The following is a 16,591-nucleotide window of genomic DNA, read 5'->3' as shown; positions in this document are numbered from 1 at the left end:
TCATGGCAGAGCTACACAACCCGTTATTCGAGGACGAAAAGGAATTTCTGGAGCGCCAGAAGCTCGAATACGAGCGTGCCCTGCTGGGCGACGTTGACCACATTAAAGAGAAGACGCAGGAGGTGGGCAAATATGCCGCCATTGGAGCAGGAATCCTGGGAGGCATTTGGTTGATTTCTAAAGCGCTACGCAGCCGCGACGACTCGGATGATGACGATGAAGGCTACGAAGAGTTTGAGGACGACCGCCTAGCTCGCAAGGCGCAGAAGAAGCGTGAAAAGCTGGAAAGAAAGCAAAACAAAAACGCTCATCGGGCGTCCTATGTTTCTAATCCGGCAGTGCACGAGGCTAGCCGCCAGAGTGTTGGCGACGACTATGGCTTCGGTGGCGGACATCAGTTTGACCGTGGCCAACAATATGCACCCCACGCCGATCGGGCCGATCTAGCGCCTGACGTATATCATGCTTCTGCCGAAACCGACCCTTTCCCTCCCCTCGCTTACGATGAGGAGCGCCGTTTGCCGGTTCAAGCGTTCGATGCTCACCAGTCCTATTCCCAGAAGCAACCCAGTATGGTAGCTTCTGTGTTGCAAAGTTTCCTGCAGTCGGATACAGGTAAGATGCTAACGGCCCAGGTAACAGCCGTTTTGATGGCGTATGTGGCCAAAAAAGTCGGTGAATATTTGCCAGTGAACAAAAATTCCGACCTTGCAGACAATCCGACGGTAACGCATATGGAACCGGAAACAAAGGACATCGACTTTACTTATCACCACGACGACGCGGATGCGCCACAGCAGTCTCTATGAAACGCTTAGCAACCGCCGCCAGCGCGGCCAGAAATCTCTGGCGGTGCTCCTCGATCCTGACCAACTGGACGAGGCCGGCTGTCGGCATTTGCTAGCGCTAAGCGAGACTTATCCTATCGATTACTTTTTTGTGGGCGGCAGCCTGGTGATGAATACTCACCAGGCGTCGCTCATTTTTTTTATAAAGAGGAATAGCTCGGTACCTGTGCTGCTGTTTCCGAGTCATAGCCTGCACTTGGATACTCAAGCCGACGGCATCTTGCTATTGTCGCTTATATCGGGCCGCAACCCTGATTTCCTGATTGGGCAGCACGTAGTAGCTGCGCCATTGTTGAGGGCCAGTAACCTCGAGATTTTGCCCACCGGCTATATGTTGGTAGACACTGGCCGACAAACTACTGCCAGCTATATGAGTGGTACCACGCCCTTGCCCTACGATAAACCTAGTATCGCGGCTTGCACGGCTATGGCGGGCGAGCAGCTAGGACTACGTCTGATGTATCTTGACGGAGGCAGTGGCGCTATGTATCCGGTTGCGCCTGCTATGATTCGGGCGGTGCGGGAGGCGGTGGAAGTACCCGTAATAGTGGGTGGCGGCATCAACACTAGGGAGAAAGCCCAGGGGGCTTTAGAGGCTGGTGCCGACGTTATTGTGGTTGGCAATCAGATTGAAAAAGCCCCCCAGTTTTTGGCTGAGATGTCTGGAGTTATTCAAAGCTTCAACGCTATACTTGATACCGTATAGAGTGCGCTTTTAAAATATAGCTGTGTACTTAACATCAAAAAAGCCCCCCAGACGTGGTCTGGGGGGCTTTTTTATACTTAGAATCTTTAATTAGATATTCATAGCTGATTCGCGGCGGCGCATCTTGCCAGCAGGAATACCAAACATCATCTTGAAGCGACGGCAGAAATAAGCCGTGTCCTTGTAGCCCACTTCTTTACCAATATCGCGGATGCTCTTCTTGGTCGTGCGAAGCAAGAATACCGCGCGCTCCATGCGCTGGTATTCGATGTAGTCTTGTGGATTGATACCGGTCAGCATCTTGAAGTACTGACCCACATAGTCTTCCGACACGTTGGCTACGCTCGAAAGCACCTTATTCGACAAGTCGCCACCGATGTTCTCCTTGATGTAGTTGAACAGATCAATTAGGCGTGGATCCTTGAAGTAAGTGCTGTTGGTAGCAAGCTGCTCCACAAACATCTTGTTTTTCAAGATGTAGCGCACGATTTCCACCACAATATTCTCGGTGTAAATCGTAATCAGACGCTCACGGCCAGGCAGTTCCTGCAAGCTTTCCTCTACCACCTTAATGACTAGGTTAGCCAGCTTGGAGTTATTGGTAATCAGGAAGGCCGGCACGTCCAGCGAGGCGAAGAAGTTGACCGAGTCAAACACCTTAGCCTCAAAACTTACGTGGCTATGGCTCTCTTCTGCATCGCCGATGAGGTCGAGGTCGGAGTTGGAATGGAAAAACTTATCCTTGTTGCTGATCAGGTCGTCGTTGGTGATCAATTTGCCCCCTGAGCCACCGTAGTTCACTTTTGTAGCGCGGCCACCCGGTATGAACAGCATTTCGCCCTCTTCTACTGCTTGCTCCTCATCGCCGAAAGCAATGTGGCCTTTGTGCAGCAATATCAGATTGTTACCAACATCATAGTAATTGCGCACCGTAAAAGGCTGTTGCAATACCAAGTTCTTCGCCTTGATGTAACGTACACCAAGCGATTCAATCACTTTATTGTAATCTTCCATATTCGGGGATGTTTTGGGTAGGGATATCTAGGGGGCCGCACAGGCGTCTACAGGTAGACAATGCAAAACAACATATAAAAATTCACAAAAACGAAAAACCCAGCCATTTTCTGACTGGGTTTAATGCAAATAATCTAAATTTTAAGCTATGAACTTCTTATTTTAATAATTCCCGCGAGATTACAATTTTTTGAATCTCGGATGTTCCTTCGTAAATCTGGGTGATTTTAGCGTCTCGATAAAAGCGCTCCACATGGAATTCTTTCACAAAACCATAGCCTCCATGCACCTGCACTGCTTCTGCAGTTGCATCCATGGCCACTTTAGAAGCAAATAGCTTGGCCATAGCACCTGACTTAGTATAATCAGCGTGGTTATCCTTGTCTTGAGCAGCTTGCAGGCACAGCAGACGGGCTGCATCGATGTCGGTAGCCATATCAGCTAGCTTGAACTGAATAGCCTGATGCTTAGAGATTTCAACGCCAAAGGCTTTGCGCTCTTTTGAATATTTCAGCGCCAGTTCGAATGCTCCAGAGGCAATACCTAGTGCTTGGGCAGCAATACCGATACGCCCCCCAGCCAGCACATGCATAGCGAATTTGAAGCCGAAGCCGTCGTCGCCAATGCGGTTTTCCTTGGGCACTTTCACGTCCGTGAACATGAGGGAATGCGTATCGGAACCCCGAATACCGAGTTTGTTCTCCTTAAGACCAACCACAAAACCAGGCGTGTCTTTCTCTACAATGAGAGCGTTGATGCCGCGGTGCTTTAACTCAGGGTTGGTTTGAGCAATAACCAAGTATACCGAGGCCGTTGAGCCATTGGTTATCCAGTTTTTGGTCCCGTTAAGCAGGTAATGGTCGCCCATATCCTCGGCGGTGGTGCGCTGCATAGTCGCATCGGAACCGGCTTCGGGCTCGGAAAGGCAAAAGGCGCCAATGATTTCGCCGCTAGTCAGACGGGGCAGGTATTTCTGCTTTTGCTCCTCCGTACCGTACTTCTCTAAGCCCCAGCAAACCAACGAGTTGTTTACCGACATAATAACCGAGCAGGAGGCATCTACTTTCGATATTTCCTCCATAGCCAGCACGTACGATACCGTATCCATGCCGCCGCCGCCGTACTCCGGGCTGACCATCATACCCATGAAGCCGAGCTCGCCCATCTTCTTGATTTGCTCAGCAGGAAACTTTTGGTGTTCGTCGCGCTCAATAACGCCGGCCCAAAGTTCGGATTGGGCAAAGTCGCGGGCAGCCGCTTGTACGGCCAGTTGTTCTTCGGTGAACTGAAAATCCATTCGTAAAAAGCTTGGGTGGGAAACTAGGGTGGAAAGTTAATCACTAACTCGGGAGAGGCAGGCAAGTTACGCTCATTCGGGCTTCACTTAGCTACATTGATAACCGATCTACCAGCACAAATGTCTAGCTTAAAAAATAAAAAAGCCCCCCGGTCGCTCTGGGGGGCTTTTTTGTGGTTCAAATCTAATAAAGCCAGTTACTCATCCAGGTTAGTCGCGGCTACGGCCACCCATAAAGATGCTAACGTAGTAAAGCAGCGTTGCGAGGGAGCTGATAGCCGCTACAACATACGTCATGGCAGCCCACCAAAGAGCATCTTTAGCCATGGCATGCTCCGAGGTTGTCACGATGCCACGCTTATCAATCCAGGCCAAGGCCCGCTTGGAGGCATCAAACTCAACTGGGAGGGTAACAAACGAAAACAGTGTCGTGAGAGCGAACAATGCAATGCCAATACCCAGCGGAATCATGGAGGTATTAATCATAAATACCCCAGCGATGAGAATAAAGGGCATAAACTTCGACACGGCACTCAAGGCGGGCACCATAGCGGAGCGGAACTGCAACATGCTGTAGGCCGTAGCGTGCTGAACCGCGTGGCCGCACTCATGAGCCGCAACAGCCGCCGCCGCCGCCGAACGCTCTTCATACACGGCCTCGCTCAGGTTCACGGTCTTATCGGCGGGGTTGTAATGGTCAGTAAGACGACCTTCAGTAGAAATAACGCGCACATCGGTAATGCCATGGTCAGCCAGCATAAGCTCGGCGATTTGCTTACCGGACAAGCCTGATTGCAGACCTATTTTGGCGTATTCAGAGAACTTGCTGCGCAAGCGCCACTGAATGAGCCAGCTTACAACCATCGCCAGAATGAGGAATAGATACATGGGCTTGGAGAGAAAAATGAATGATTAAGAAGGAAGCTGACGTATGCGCTCCACGATCCGCGTGGTACTGTAGCCAGCTACGAGTGGTACGGTAAGTACCTGCCCGCCACTATTCAACACCAATTCGTGGCCGACAATTCCACTGATTGCGTAGTCATCACCCTTCACCAGAATATCGGGTTTAATCAACTCAATCAGAGTAAGCGGAGTGGGCTCATCGAACAGTACTACGGCATCCACGAACAAAAGGGACGCCAAGATGCGCGCCCGTGACATTTCGTCCTGTAGAGGCCTTCCCGGCTTCAAACAGCTGACAGAAGCGTCAGTATTCAGGCCCACGACCAATGCCCCACCCAAGTGCCGCGCCTTCTCCAAGTAATCTACGTGCCCTAGGTGCAGCAAGTCGAAGCAGCCATTGGTAAAGACCACCGGGCGATTTTCTGCGCGCCACTGCTCTAGCAATGGCGTTAAGTCACTACGGTCAACAATCTTATCCTTGCTCCACATCGGCAGTTGTAGCTACGGCCAAAGACACAGCCTTGCGGCGAGCCATCCGGCCAGATTTCACCATACTCATTATGAAGCTTATTCCGCCCATCAATACCACCAGCAAGGTTTGAGACCCATGCACTACTAGTGCATAAGCAATACCGGCTTCCTTTGAAACACCATACACGAGCAGTGTAGCTTGCACCATTATGTGAAATGTCCCTATACCGCCTGATACCGGTGCTGCCATCCCAAATGCCCCGAAGGTGAGCACTGCCAAGGCAGCCATCATGCTTAGGGTATAGGTTTCGGGGAAGGCGAAAAAGGCCAGGTAATCCATTAGATAATAAACCAACCAAGTAAAGAGCGTGTGCAGCAAAAACACGCCTTTATTTTCGAGCTTCAGCACACTAAATACGCCTGACAGCAGTCCTCTTGCCAGCCCAACAATACGGTTGAAAAACGCATTCTGACGCAGCCTTTCCAAATTTCTTAATAGCGCATAGGCGCCCATCAGGAGCAATAGTAAGGAAATAGCAGCAATGGCCAGCAATGTGGTTCGGTAGGCAGCAAATGACTCATAGTTATCAGTCAGCAAGCCCATTACAAATGACCAAAATTTATCAAATTCCAGTAGAAGTGTTGCCCCTAGCAGCCCCAAAAGCACAAGCACATCAATGACGCGCTCCGCAATGACAGTACCCAACGATACTTGCACAGGCACGCCACTACTCCGACGCAGTACGGAACACCGAATTACTTCTCCCATGCGTGGCAGCACCATATTAGCCAAATAGCCCACCATCATAGCATGATACACATCCCAATAAGAAGCTTTGTAGCCGGTCGGGTCTATCTGCATTTTCCATCGATAAGCACGGCTCAGATATCCCAACACGGATAAAACCATAGTAACGAACAGCCAGAAATAATTGGCATCCCGCACGTACTCGCCGATACGGCTCAGATCCTGCCCGCGCACGGCATACCACATCAGCAGCCCCGATAAGGCTAATAGCAGTGCATATTTAAGTATAGTGATCAGCTGTTTCATAATAACGTGACTAGGAGGCAGGCAAATGGGTAGCGCGTTAACGCACCACCCATTTGCACTCTTCAGCTTATACTAACCGATTGTGTTGATCGGGGAAGACAAGCGTTGGCTTGTGAGCGCGCGCTTCCGCAAAGTCGATGAGAGCATATGAAAAGATGATAACGATATCCCCTACGGCCACGCGCCGGGCAGCAGGACCATTAAGACATACCATACCCGAGCCACGCTCTCCGCGAATGGTATAGGTTTCAAATCTCTCGCCATTGTTCACATTTACTATCGTCACTTTCTCGTTTTCTACCATATTGGCAGCATCGAGCAAGTCCTCGTCGATGGTAACACTACCAACATAATGCAGTTCGGCCTGCGTGACTTTGGCGCGGTGAATTTTAGACTTTAGAACCTCGATATGCATAGAAGAAAATGCGTTTGAAATAAGGGCGGCAAAGATAAGGGTTGAGTCTTGAATGCATCATTGCCTCACTTTCTGTTAGCAGCCGACAGGCGTATTCTAAGCTCAGAAAAAAGCCCCCCAGGTGGCTTAGTATTGCTACTAGCCTACCTGGGGGGCTTTTTACTTGCTTTAATCCAACAGCCTACTTGGCCTGAGCTAGGCTGGCGCTAGTTACGGCGCGTAAGGCGTTCACACGGCCATGACCGTAGTTATCATCACGACCGGGGGTACCTAAGTCATCGGCCGAGGCACGCATGATGGCTTCTACCCGCTCAGGAGCCATTGGGCCGCCATTCTTACTGATGATCAGAGCGGCTACGCCGGCTGCGTGTGGGCTAGCCATACTTGTGCCCTGCGCCCAGTTATAGCCTGTGGGACTTCCGCTGCTATACACCATGTCCCACGCATAAACAGGCGCGAATCCTATTTTATAGAACACGCTTTGCACACTAGGATGCGCAGCACTACCACCGGGAGCGGCGAGATCAATAGCCGGCGACCCGTAGTTACTATAATAAGCAACTTGGTCTAGGCTGGTGTTAGGATCCAGTGCCAAACCGTAAGGAGCAGTAGCCGAAATAGAAATCACGTGCTTCGAGTCGGCGGGCACAAAAGTCGCGTTCTGATCTTTGGCATCAATCCCGTCGTTGCCAGCCGCAGCTATAAGGGTCACGCCTTTTTTGGCTGCGTAAGTCGTGACTTTGTTAATGGCCTCCACTAGTTCAGCGACTTCTTTTTGAACCTCGCTATCCTTCACCAAAAAGTCATCCGATGGATCATTTGGTGTGCCATTGTTGTCCATGTACTTACCATTGCGGGGCAACCTAGCGCCTAAGCTCATGTTGATCACATCAACCTGCTCATCAGCAGCGTACTTGATGCCTGCAATTATCCAAGAGAACTGCCCGGAGCCAATATCACCTAACACCTTTACCAAAATAAGTTTAGCGTCTGGTGCTACGCCAACTCCGCCATTAGTATTATCCACGGCCGCAACAGTGCCTGCTACGTGCGAACCGTGACTAAAAGTACTTCTGTTTCTGGCGAGCTCGCGATTAAACTGAGCTGGTTGGCCAGGCACGAAAGAGATACTTTTCTCAATATTGCCTACCAAATCGGGGTGCCCCAGATAGAATCCTCCGTCCAGCACGGCTACACGCACGTTCTGGCCACGAGCTCCGGTGAGCCAAGCCTCTGGCGCCTGAATAGCAGTATGGCCCCACTGTATGGGGAAAACAGGATCGTTGTCGGCGCTGGTGGGGGGATTGGTATTCGCTGCCTCCACGGTCTGCTCCTGTGGGTCGTAGCCCTGATAAGTATAATCGTGAATAACCGAGCGTACCCCACTGATTTTGCTGGCCTTCGCAATGAAGTTCGGGTCGTCGGAAGTAGCAGTAGCAATACCCACACCGCTGAGTAGCTTGGTTACTTTACCATTGGCTCCTCTGGCTTTGCCCTCAATATCTGCTGGCAGTGCATCGGTAGCCGAAATAATAATGTACTGATTGCCCTCGCGCACGACGGAAGTCGAGACTGATCCATCAGTGGCGCTAGTGGACGTGCGCTGGCTAAGATTTTCTGAAGGATTCAGATCCTCTTTGCTGCACCCAAAGGTGAAGAGTAGACCAAGGCCTAAACAAGAAAGGAATTTTGGAGTAAAGTGTTTGTGCTTCATTCTTGAGTTTATATGATTAATCGATGCACTAACATAACTCAAATTATATTGACACTGGTCCATTTACCAGAAAAAATATAAAATTTCCTTCTACAATTTACTATATATGGATTTGAATCAGTAATATATTATTGTTTTACAAGCCTTTATCACTTATCAGCAAATTATCAATTAAACGTACCTCTGTCAGCCATGCGGCAATGCAAAGAGCAACGTCTTGTGATTTAGAAATTCGCTCTATCGGTTGTAAGGTATGGGCATCGGCTACCTCAAAGTACTCCAACACAATGGTTTCTTCCATCGCCAAAAATTGAAGAACATCGTTTTTTACACTAGCTACGGGCCGCTTCTCCTCCAACAATTTGGCACCCAATTGTAGGGCTTTATAGAGTTGGGGGGCAATTTGTCGAGCGTCTGCTGATAACCGCCTGTTGCGTGAAGACATAGCTAAGCCATCGGCCTCGCGCACTGTTGGGAAAATAATAAGCTCCAGATCAAATGATAAGTCAGCCACTAGCTGGCGAATAATAGCGACTTGCTGCAAGTCCTTCTGGCCAAAATAAGCCCGATGAGGGCGGCTCAGGTGGAACAGCTTGCTTACCACCGTGGCCACTCCATTAAAATGACCGGGGCGATGGGCCCCTTCCATGACTTGCTCCAGGGAACCAAAATCGAAGCGCAGCTTGCTGGGCTGAGGATACATCTCCTCTACCGAGGGCAAAAACAACGCGGTGCATCCAACCGGCTCAAGCAAAGCAGCATCGGCTTCGGGCAGGCGCGGATAAAGCCGAAAGTCGTCGGGATTATTGAACTGCGTTGGATTAACAAATATACTGACTACTACTACGTCGTTTTCAGCAGCGGCGGCTTGTACCAGCCGTAGGTGGCCATCGTGTAAGGCGCCCATAGTAGGCACTAAACCAATGCGTTGACCATCGCGGCGCCATTTTTCGGTTTGGGCTTGCAACGCGGCGGCCGATTGCAGTATCTCCATAAGGTAGAAGGCCTGAGGGAAGGACCCGCAGGTGGGTTTTATTGAATTTCCGCTTAAAAATGTTTAATTTTGTGCATCCAAAACTATTGCCTCTTACTTAATCACCTCTACTAACCCGATATGTCCAAGTTGAGAATACTCTATGCTGCTACGGAAATCAACCCGTTTTTGCAGACGACCAAGGTAGCGGAGTTTCTGCGGATGTTGCCGCAAGGCATGCAGGAAATGGGGATGGAGATCCGCATTTTCGTTCCTCGTTTCGGAATTATCAACGAGCGTAAGAACCGGCTGCACGAGGTAGTTCGCTTATCGGGCATCAACATCGCCGTGGGCGAAGAAGAGAAGCCGTTGATTATCAAGGTAGCATCTATTCCAAATGCTAAGCTTCAGGTTTATTTCATCGATAACGAGGATTATTTCCACCGTAAGTCCGTGTTGGTGGATAAAAACGATAAGTTTCACGCCGATAATGACGAGCGCGCCATCTTCTTTTGCAAAGGTGTGCTTGAAACCGTGAAGAAACTAGGTTGGGCGCCCGACATCGTTCACTGCAACGACTGGATGACCGGCCTGATCCCGATGTATCTGAAAACGACGTACAAGAAAGACCCGATTTTCAAGGATGCCAAGTCGGTGTTCACGATTTACAACAACGAGTTCGATCACAAATTCAGCGGCGACATCATTGAGAAAGCCAAGATGCTGGACATTGATGACAAAATGCTGGCTGCGCTGAAATCAGCGGACTACGAGGGCTTCATCAAAGTTGGGATGGATTATGCTGATTCGGTAGTAAAATCTGACGAGGATTTCAGCGACAACATGAACGCGATGTTCACTGAGTATGCCCAGAACACCCAGAAGAAGTGCATCGGTCAGGTGGGCGCCGACGAGAACCTGTTGACTTCTTACTACGCGCTTTATAATGAATTGGCCAGCTAGCGCCTTCCGCCTCACCGCGACCCTCTGCTTTTCCGCCGCTTTCCTGCTTACTACCAGCTGCGACGATCCGAATGACATTCGGGTGGATCTGCCGGATACAGCTTCTATTACCACTGACTACAGCGAGTTCAAAGCTTCCGTAGCCACTATTTTGCAAGACTCGCTCGAAACGCTGAAAGCCGACAACTTTTTGGTTGGCCAAATCAGCGACGCAGCTTTGGGAACTACTACGGCCCGTTCGTTCCTGAATTTGCAGGTAAATATGCCGGCTGATTCATTACCTGCTAAGTTCAGTGGCACCGTGCTGGACTCGACGGTAATGATTATGAGCTTCGATCAGGTATATGGCAGCGCCACGCAAGCTGTGCGCTTTGATGTATCTGCCCTGCAGCAGAAGTTAGACGACCGCAGTTCTTACAACGCAAATACATCTGTCCCAGTAGGCCAAGTGATTGGCGCCAACCTTGCGGGTTCTCTCAACCGGACGCGGCGCGAGCGGCAACGCATTGCCTCCACCGTCACTACCGACACCGTTACTGCTATTGTAACGGTGCAGGACCGCAGGGTAAGGCTCGCGCTTTCGCGTCCTGGTCAGACTACAGCTTTCCTGGGGGGCATTTTTTCAGGTTTGCAAAGCGAAACCTTCACTCAGACTCAACTGGATGCTCTTTGGAAAGGCGTAGCTATCACTCCAGCCAACGGCTTCTCGGGTACAGTTGTGGGTTTCAATCGGGCCAATGATCTGCGGGTGGTATTTTATTATCACGATGCCACTAGTCCTAGAAAGTGGCGCTCGTATTCTGTTTACTTTGGCAGCCCGCCTCGTGGAGCCAGCGAAGCCGCGACAAGCATCAACCTGAATGCGCCGCGCTACTTCACTCAGATTATCAGTGATTTATCGGCGACTGGCCCGTTTGCTCGTCTCACAAACGGGCAGGCAGCGGTAACGTCTTCTGAAGTCGGAGGTATCACTTACGTACAGGAAGGTGTCGGTTTTGGCACTCGGCTAGATATTCCTGCTGGTCTTAAGGCGCTGAAGGATCGGAAGGACATTGCCATCAACCGTGCGGAGCTCATTATACCGGTGAAGCCATTTGCCAATGCCCTGTTTCCATTGCCACGGCGGCTTTATTTGTATGAAGCCAACGCCAACAATCAGGTATTAAAGAGCTTAACCAATAATTTTCGGACTGACCGGGTAATACTAGGTGATAGTATTGGCGGCCAAGGTCAACGCGTAGAAGCGCAAGCTCGTCTTTACGACTTAGGGAATAATAACAACTATTATAGCGTTCTGATTACGAATTACGTACAGAACTACATCTACACCCAGACGGACGCTACCCGCCCGGCCACCCTCATTCTTTCTCCCACACTTCGGACTTTACCCACCCTTACCCTTAACCGAGCTGTACTCGACGCTGACAACATCACGCTCCGCGTCTATTATTCTAAATTGCGCTAGCAATTTGCCCTTTAGGCGGCCTCAGCACGTCGGCACGACCTTTGTGCCGGAGGCGGGCCGTCTTTTCTTTTCAAAACTATAATTTCCTGACGCGCTATGTGCGGAATCGTTGCTTACATCGGCTATCGTGAAGCCTGCCCTATTATCATTAAAGGCTTACGCCGCCTAGAATATCGCGGCTATGACTCGGCCGGCGTGGCCCTGCTCAATGGAACCCTGAACGTATACAAAAAGAAGGGCAAGGTTCAGGAGCTTGTTGATTTCATTGAAGAGAAAGACACTCATGCTCGAATCGGAATGGGCCATACGCGTTGGGCAACGCATGGCGAGCCCAATGATGTCAACGCTCACCCGCACTATTCTACCTCCGAGCGTATTGCCATCATTCACAATGGCATCATTGAGAACTACGCTGCGTTGAAAACCCACTTGCAGCAGCAAGGCCACGTATTTCACTCAGATACTGATACCGAAGTATTTGTTAACCTGATTGAGGAAATCAAGAAGCAGAACAACTGTTCTCTGGAAGAAGCGGTTCGCCTGGCTTTGCACGAAGTAGTAGGCGCTTACGCTATCGTAGTGTTGAGTAAGGACAACCCAAACCAGCTAATCGCGGCCCGCAAAGGCTCGCCATTAGTTATTGGCGTTGGCAAAGACGAGTTCTTCCTCGCCTCCGATGCGACGCCCATCATCGAGTACACCAACGAAGTAGTGTATGTAAATGACTATGAGCTAGTCGTTATTCGGGATGGCAAGCTGGAAATCCGCTCAAAGGAAGACGTTAGCCAGACTCCTTATATTCAGAAGCTGGAGTTAGAGCTTGAAAGCATTGAAAAGGGTGGTTATGAGCACTTTATGCTTAAAGAAATCTTTGAGCAGCCTCGTTCTATTCTCGATTCCATGCGTGGTCGTCTAGAGCTAGAAGCCGGCCATTTGAACATGGGCGGTGTGCGGGCCTACGAGCAGAAGTTTGTAAACGCCCAGCGCATTATCATCGTGGCTTGCGGCACTTCCTGGCATGCTGGATTGGTGGCCGAATACTTGCTCGAAGACTTGGCGCGCATTCCGGTAGAAGTAGAATACGCTTCAGAATTCCGCTACCGTAATCCGGTTATTTCGGAGCGTGATATCGTTATTGCCATTTCCCAGTCGGGCGAAACGGCTGATACACTGGCCGCTATTGAGTTAGCGAAGAGTAAGGGCGCAACCATTTTTGGTGTCTGCAACGTGGTGGGTAGCAGCATTGCCCGTGCTACTGATGCCGGTGCATATACCCACGCTGGCCCCGAAATCGGCGTAGCGTCTACGAAGGCATTTACGGCGCAAGTAACAGTGCTTACGCTGTTGGCTATGATTGTGGGTCACAAGCGCGGCACCTTATCCGACGTGAAGCTGCGCGAGTTGATGGTGGAGCTGAGCAATATTCCGTCGAAAGTAGAGCAAGCGCTGCTTCTCGATACTGAGATAAAGCAGATTGCTGAAATCTTCAAAGACGTTCCAAACTTCCTGTACCTGGGCCGGGGCTACAACTTCCCTGTCGCATTAGAGGGAGCACTCAAGCTAAAGGAAATCAGTTATATCCATGCTGAGGGTTACCCTGCTGCTGAGATGAAGCACGGCCCCATCGCTCTGATTGACGAGAACATGCCGGTGGTAGTTATTGCGACCAAAGACAGCTCTTACGAGAAGGTCGTTTCCAACATTCAGGAAGTGAAAGCTCGCAAAGGCCGCATCATTGCTGTAGTAACCGAGGGCGACCAGGTGATTCCGGCAATGGCTGAGTTCGTCATTGAGGTGCCCGCTACAAGTGAGGTGCTGATGCCGCTCGTGTCAGTAGTGCCACTGCAACTGCTCTCCTACCACATTGCTGTACTACGCGGCTGCAACGTCGATCAGCCCCGTAATCTGGCTAAGTCGGTGACAGTTGAGTAATACACTGAACGCGTCAGTGAGTTATTAGTAAAAAGGGGTGCAAATCGCATCCCTTTTTTATTTTATTATTAGTGGAGGTATATGCGCTTTCCTATTTTTAAGCATTATGCTTGGTCCTTTGGGCTAAACATCTTTGCACTATTTTGTCTGCTACCATTCTTGTTGTTGGCGGCTTATTGTCATCCCTATTTAGATGATTATGAGTATCCCCAATACGTACGAAAGATGGGACTTATTAATCACACCACTTCTACTCACCTAAGCTTATCAGGCCGATTCTCGTCTTCACTTGCAACTGGTCTGCATCCATTTGTTATTCATGCAGATGAGAGCTTGATTAATTATCAAGTCTACGTAGCAGGCATAATACTACTACTTGCCTGCTCTATATACGGCGTAGTAATGGCTACGCTGGCTGGAGGCCCTATACTTCTGCGAACCAAATTGGCGGCTGGCAGCGTCATACTTAGCTTGTTTTTACTGTGGCTCCCTAATCCTACTGAAGCTTTCTATTGGTTTATTAGCACTCTATCTTACATCCTACCCTGCATCTTAGAAGCACTACTACTTATAAGTATTTGCTTACTATTCACGATTCAGCAGCCTGTTACGCGTGGTATTATTTGGTCAGGTGCTTTTCTGCTGGCTTTTCTGATTCCAGGATTTTCTGAAATAACCGCTTGTATCAGCCTAACAGCTATGCTTATTACGCTGCCATTATTACTGCGTCGCAGAACAATTTTTGGATGGTGGGCGATTTGGTTGGCTTCTGGTTTGGGTGCTACTTTAATGCTCAGTGCACCAGGCAATTTCATTCGAATTCATCAAGTGGGTGTGGGAGTAATTTATCCGCCTCATGCCGTGTTTTCTGCTACTATAGCCACTTTTTATACACTTGTCAATTGGCTAGGCACTGGTTCAATTGTTATTGTCAGCGTTCTGATATTGCCATTCTTTCAGCGCATTGCTAACACTCTAGCTGCTCCCGTTCTGCAACGCCTCACACAGTATGTGCTTGTGTGGCCTCTTTTACTTGTGGGGGGCATTTATAGCAGTTATCTGCTCACCTATTTATCAATTGACGCCCCACCACCTCTGAGATGCCGAAATCATCTTTATTTCTTTTTTGTAATCATTTGGTTTATATCCATTTATGGATGGGTCGCGTATCGTTTGCAGCAAGGGAAACACGTAACTACAGTGTCTGGCGGTGCTCGCCACCTATTGCTGTTATTAGCCGTCGTATTACTTTGGAGCGACCATGATGTAGCGCTGAGTCGTATTCATCTAAACAGGGGCTTTAATACCGTATTCACGGCCTATCGCGACTTACTTAACGGCTCAGCGGCTCACTATGATCAGCAGCAGCAAGTTCGCTATCGTCTTTTAACTGGACCAAAGCTTGACGTACTATTACCAGCTCTAACGGCGCAGTGTAAGACTATTGAAGGAAGGGACCTATCCACTGATCCAAGATGGTGGGGCAATCAAGGCTGGGCAAAATGCTTTGGAAGACGCACTGTTAGGGTAGTAATAGGTAAGTAAAGGGTATCAAATTAAGTAGAGACTGCAAGGTGTTTTTCTTCGCCGTTTACCTGGGCTGTCCATTATACTACTTTCCGCATCGCTCCTATTTAATGAAGCGCTCCATATTTCTGTAGATCAAAAGACTCGCCGCGTAAGTACATGGTTTTCAGCAGCGGGCACACTTTGTAGCGTTCATCATGCGTATCCTGCCACAGCGCTTCCAGTACATCGTACACTCGGCTCACCCCGATCAGATTAGCCCACTCGAACGGCCCACGCGGGTAGCTGGTACCCAACTTCATGCTCTTATCAATATCCTGGATACTGGCTGTGCCTTCCTGTAACGTGTAGCAGGCTTCATTGATAATCATACACACCACTCGCGGCGTTACTAGGCCCACGCGGTCCTGCACCACGCGATAGTCGGTGCCCAAGACTGCGCAAATTTCAGCGAGTTGGGGGACGTTTTCGGAGTTGTAAAGACTAACTTCCAGCAGCGGTCGGTTAAGCAGAGTCGGCAGGCCACAAAATCCGAAAAGGGTCGGGTTGAACTGCTCATCATTGGCGCTCCAAACCGCCTCATCCAGTGATGCACTGGAACACTCAAGAAAAACAGTCTTTCCAGCTAAATCAAACATACCCCAATACCTGTGAGGACCAAAGTGGAAAATGACATCACTGCTGCGGATTGAGCTTTTAATCTCTCTCTTTAGTTTCTGCCACTCTTCATCCGTAGCCTCTGTTATCTCAAAATAGGTGTATTGATGGTCTGAGCCAAACTTGGTTTCTAACTCGGTTGCCATGTGGGCTCCATCAATAATCAGCAGGTGCATATTTTCTCGTAAGTTTCGGCCTAAAGATACCTTCCATCCTCACAACCCCACCAAAATGCCCCCCACCATCATTTATTCCCCCGATGCTCCGGCTCCTATTGGCCCGTATAGCCAAGGTATTCAAGCTGGCAACACGGTTTACGTTTCGGGTCAGATTGCCCTGGATGCACACACTGGCCAGCTCGTAGGCAACGGCGACGTAACGGCCGAAACGCACCAGGTAATGCGCAATCTGCAAGCCGTGCTTCAGGCCGCCGGCCTTACGCTGCGCGATGTAGTAAAGTGCAGCATCTTCGTGAAAGACCTTGGCAATTTTGGTCTCATCAACGACATTTACGGCAGCTACTTCGAGGCCGACTACGCACCTGCTCGCGAAACCGTAGAAGTTAGCCGTTTGCCCAAAGACGTGCAGGTTGAGATTTCCTGCGTAGCCGTTCTGGCCTGATAGTTTTAGGCGCATCTTCATCATAATC

16 protein-coding genes are annotated in these 16,591 nt (G+C 49.7%); 7 read left to right on the top strand and 9 right to left on the bottom strand.

Annotation, left to right across the window (positions count from 1 at the left end; translation table 11 throughout):
• Positions 1 to 2 precede the first annotated feature (2 nt).
• Together H8B13_RS15960 and H8B13_RS15955 are read left to right on the top strand one after the other, a co-directional pair.
• On the top strand, positions 3 to 809 hold the full coding sequence (locus H8B13_RS15960) for a hypothetical protein (RefSeq protein ID WP_187311811.1): 807 nt from the start codon (positions 3 to 5) through the stop codon (positions 807 to 809).
• Positions 787 to 1,554 (top strand): geranylgeranylglyceryl/heptaprenylglyceryl phosphate synthase, encoded by a 768-nt coding sequence (locus tag H8B13_RS15955; RefSeq protein ID WP_187311810.1) that lies wholly within the window; start codon positions 787 to 789, stop codon positions 1,552 to 1,554. Before H8B13_RS15960 ends, H8B13_RS15955 begins: the two co-directional genes overlap by 23 nt.
• Positions 1,555 to 1,644: 90 nt before the next feature.
• Here H8B13_RS15955 and H8B13_RS15950 read toward each other — a convergent pair whose 3' ends face one another.
• The 8 genes from H8B13_RS15950 to panC form a co-directional block, all read right to left on the bottom strand.
• Positions 1,645 to 2,568 carry a helix-turn-helix domain-containing protein gene (locus tag H8B13_RS15950; RefSeq protein ID WP_084443435.1) on the bottom strand — a complete coding sequence of 308 codons (924 nt, stop codon included), beginning with the start codon at positions 2,566 to 2,568 and terminating at the stop codon, positions 1,645 to 1,647.
• A gap of 157 nt (positions 2,569 to 2,725) precedes the next feature.
• Complete coding sequence (locus tag H8B13_RS15945; RefSeq protein ID WP_187311809.1) at positions 2,726 to 3,865, bottom strand: acyl-CoA dehydrogenase; 1,140 nt, start codon at positions 3,863 to 3,865, stop codon at positions 2,726 to 2,728.
• 210 nt (positions 3,866 to 4,075) lie between these two features.
• Complete coding sequence (locus tag H8B13_RS15940) at positions 4,076 to 4,753, bottom strand: zinc metallopeptidase (protein ID WP_187311808.1); 678 nt, start codon at positions 4,751 to 4,753, stop codon at positions 4,076 to 4,078.
• A 24-nt stretch (positions 4,754 to 4,777) separates the two neighbouring features.
• Positions 4,778 to 5,260: a D-glycero-beta-D-manno-heptose 1-phosphate adenylyltransferase gene (gene rfaE2, locus H8B13_RS15935; protein ID WP_187311807.1), complete on the bottom strand. Its 483-nt coding sequence runs from the start codon at positions 5,258 to 5,260 to the stop codon at positions 4,778 to 4,780.
• Positions 5,244 to 6,296, bottom strand: coding sequence for a lysylphosphatidylglycerol synthase transmembrane domain-containing protein (locus tag H8B13_RS15930; protein WP_187311806.1), 1,053 nt, complete (start codon positions 6,294 to 6,296; stop codon positions 5,244 to 5,246). Before H8B13_RS15930 ends, rfaE2 begins: the two co-directional genes overlap by 17 nt.
• A gap of 67 nt (positions 6,297 to 6,363) precedes the next feature.
• Complete coding sequence (gene panD / locus H8B13_RS15925; protein ID WP_100338329.1) at positions 6,364 to 6,711, bottom strand: aspartate 1-decarboxylase; 348 nt, start codon at positions 6,709 to 6,711, stop codon at positions 6,364 to 6,366.
• 181 nt (positions 6,712 to 6,892) lie between these two features.
• Positions 6,893 to 8,425 (bottom strand): S8 family peptidase, encoded by a 1,533-nt coding sequence (locus H8B13_RS15920; protein ID WP_187311805.1) that lies wholly within the window; start codon positions 8,423 to 8,425, stop codon positions 6,893 to 6,895.
• Between the two features lie 136 nt (positions 8,426 to 8,561).
• The gene (panC, locus tag H8B13_RS15915) at positions 8,562 to 9,419 is read right to left on the bottom strand and encodes a pantoate--beta-alanine ligase (protein WP_187311804.1); all 858 of its coding nucleotides are present in this window, start codon (positions 9,417 to 9,419) and stop codon (positions 8,562 to 8,564) included.
• A gap of 120 nt (positions 9,420 to 9,539) precedes the next feature.
• Here panC and H8B13_RS15910 point away from each other — a divergent pair, with 120 nt between their 5' ends.
• The 4 genes from H8B13_RS15910 to H8B13_RS15895 all read left to right on the top strand — a co-directional run bounded on the left by H8B13_RS15910 (position 9,540) and on the right by H8B13_RS15895 (position 15,303).
• On the top strand, positions 9,540 to 10,361 hold the full coding sequence (locus H8B13_RS15910) for a glycogen/starch synthase (protein ID WP_133271191.1): 822 nt from the start codon (positions 9,540 to 9,542) through the stop codon (positions 10,359 to 10,361).
• Positions 10,345 to 11,826: a DUF4270 family protein gene (locus H8B13_RS15905; RefSeq protein ID WP_187311803.1), complete on the top strand. Its 1,482-nt coding sequence runs from the start codon at positions 10,345 to 10,347 to the stop codon at positions 11,824 to 11,826. The genes H8B13_RS15910 and H8B13_RS15905 overlap by 17 nt, the downstream gene beginning before the upstream one ends.
• Positions 11,827 to 11,922: 96 nt before the next feature.
• A complete protein-coding gene (gene glmS, locus H8B13_RS15900; RefSeq protein ID WP_187311802.1) occupies positions 11,923 to 13,758 on the top strand; it encodes a glutamine--fructose-6-phosphate transaminase (isomerizing) in 1,836 nt (611 codons plus the stop codon).
• 81 nt (positions 13,759 to 13,839) lie between these two features.
• Entirely contained in the window at positions 13,840 to 15,303 is a 1,464-nt protein-coding gene (locus H8B13_RS15895; RefSeq protein WP_187311801.1) for a hypothetical protein, read from the top strand.
• Between the two features lie 89 nt (positions 15,304 to 15,392).
• Here H8B13_RS15895 and H8B13_RS15890 read toward each other — a convergent pair whose 3' ends face one another.
• On the bottom strand, positions 15,393 to 16,118 hold the full coding sequence (locus H8B13_RS15890; protein WP_187311800.1) for a 3-hydroxyacyl-CoA dehydrogenase family protein: 726 nt from the start codon (positions 16,116 to 16,118) through the stop codon (positions 15,393 to 15,395).
• Positions 16,119 to 16,173: 55 nt separating this feature from the next.
• Between H8B13_RS15890 and H8B13_RS15885 the strand changes: the two genes are divergently transcribed.
• Entirely contained in the window at positions 16,174 to 16,563 is a 390-nt protein-coding gene (locus H8B13_RS15885; RefSeq protein WP_187311799.1) for a RidA family protein, read from the top strand.
• Positions 16,564 to 16,591: the final 28 nt, after the last annotated feature.

The organism is Hymenobacter sp. BT188 (assembly GCF_014333585.1).
In the GTDB taxonomy this organism is placed as follows: Bacteria; Bacteroidota; Bacteroidia; order Cytophagales; family Hymenobacteraceae; genus Hymenobacter.
The sequence above is the reverse complement of the archived record's forward strand: the minus strand, read 5'-3'. Positions and strand labels throughout refer to the sequence as shown.

Coding starts and splice junctions, on each gene's coding strand:
- H8B13_RS15960 (WP_187311811.1), top strand. CDS start 3: ATGGCAGAGCTACACAACCCGTTATTCGAGGACGAAAAGGAATTTCTG.
- H8B13_RS15955 (WP_187311810.1), top strand. CDS start 787: ATGCGCCACAGCAGTCTCTATGAAACGCTTAGCAACCGCCGCCAGCGC.
- H8B13_RS15950 (WP_084443435.1), bottom strand. CDS start 2,568: ATGGAAGATTACAATAAAGTGATTGAATCGCTTGGTGTACGTTACATC.
- H8B13_RS15945 (WP_187311809.1), bottom strand. CDS start 3,865: ATGGATTTTCAGTTCACCGAAGAACAACTGGCCGTACAAGCGGCTGCC.
- H8B13_RS15940 (WP_187311808.1), bottom strand. CDS start 4,753: ATGTATCTATTCCTCATTCTGGCGATGGTTGTAAGCTGGCTCATTCAG.
- rfaE2 (WP_187311807.1), bottom strand. CDS start 5,260: ATGTGGAGCAAGGATAAGATTGTTGACCGTAGTGACTTAACGCCATTG.
- H8B13_RS15930 (WP_187311806.1), bottom strand. CDS start 6,296: ATGAAACAGCTGATCACTATACTTAAATATGCACTGCTATTAGCCTTA.
- panD (WP_100338329.1), bottom strand. CDS start 6,711: ATGCATATCGAGGTTCTAAAGTCTAAAATTCACCGCGCCAAAGTCACG.
- H8B13_RS15920 (WP_187311805.1), bottom strand. CDS start 8,425: ATGAAGCACAAACACTTTACTCCAAAATTCCTTTCTTGTTTAGGCCTT.
- panC (WP_187311804.1), bottom strand. CDS start 9,419: ATGGAGATACTGCAATCGGCCGCCGCGTTGCAAGCCCAAACCGAAAAA.
- H8B13_RS15910 (WP_133271191.1), top strand. CDS start 9,540: ATGTCCAAGTTGAGAATACTCTATGCTGCTACGGAAATCAACCCGTTT.
- H8B13_RS15905 (WP_187311803.1), top strand. CDS start 10,345: ATGAATTGGCCAGCTAGCGCCTTCCGCCTCACCGCGACCCTCTGCTTT.
- glmS (WP_187311802.1), top strand. CDS start 11,923: ATGTGCGGAATCGTTGCTTACATCGGCTATCGTGAAGCCTGCCCTATT.
- H8B13_RS15895 (WP_187311801.1), top strand. CDS start 13,840: ATGCGCTTTCCTATTTTTAAGCATTATGCTTGGTCCTTTGGGCTAAAC.
- H8B13_RS15890 (WP_187311800.1), bottom strand. CDS start 16,118: ATGCACCTGCTGATTATTGATGGAGCCCACATGGCAACCGAGTTAGAA.
- H8B13_RS15885 (WP_187311799.1), top strand. CDS start 16,174: ATGCCCCCCACCATCATTTATTCCCCCGATGCTCCGGCTCCTATTGGC.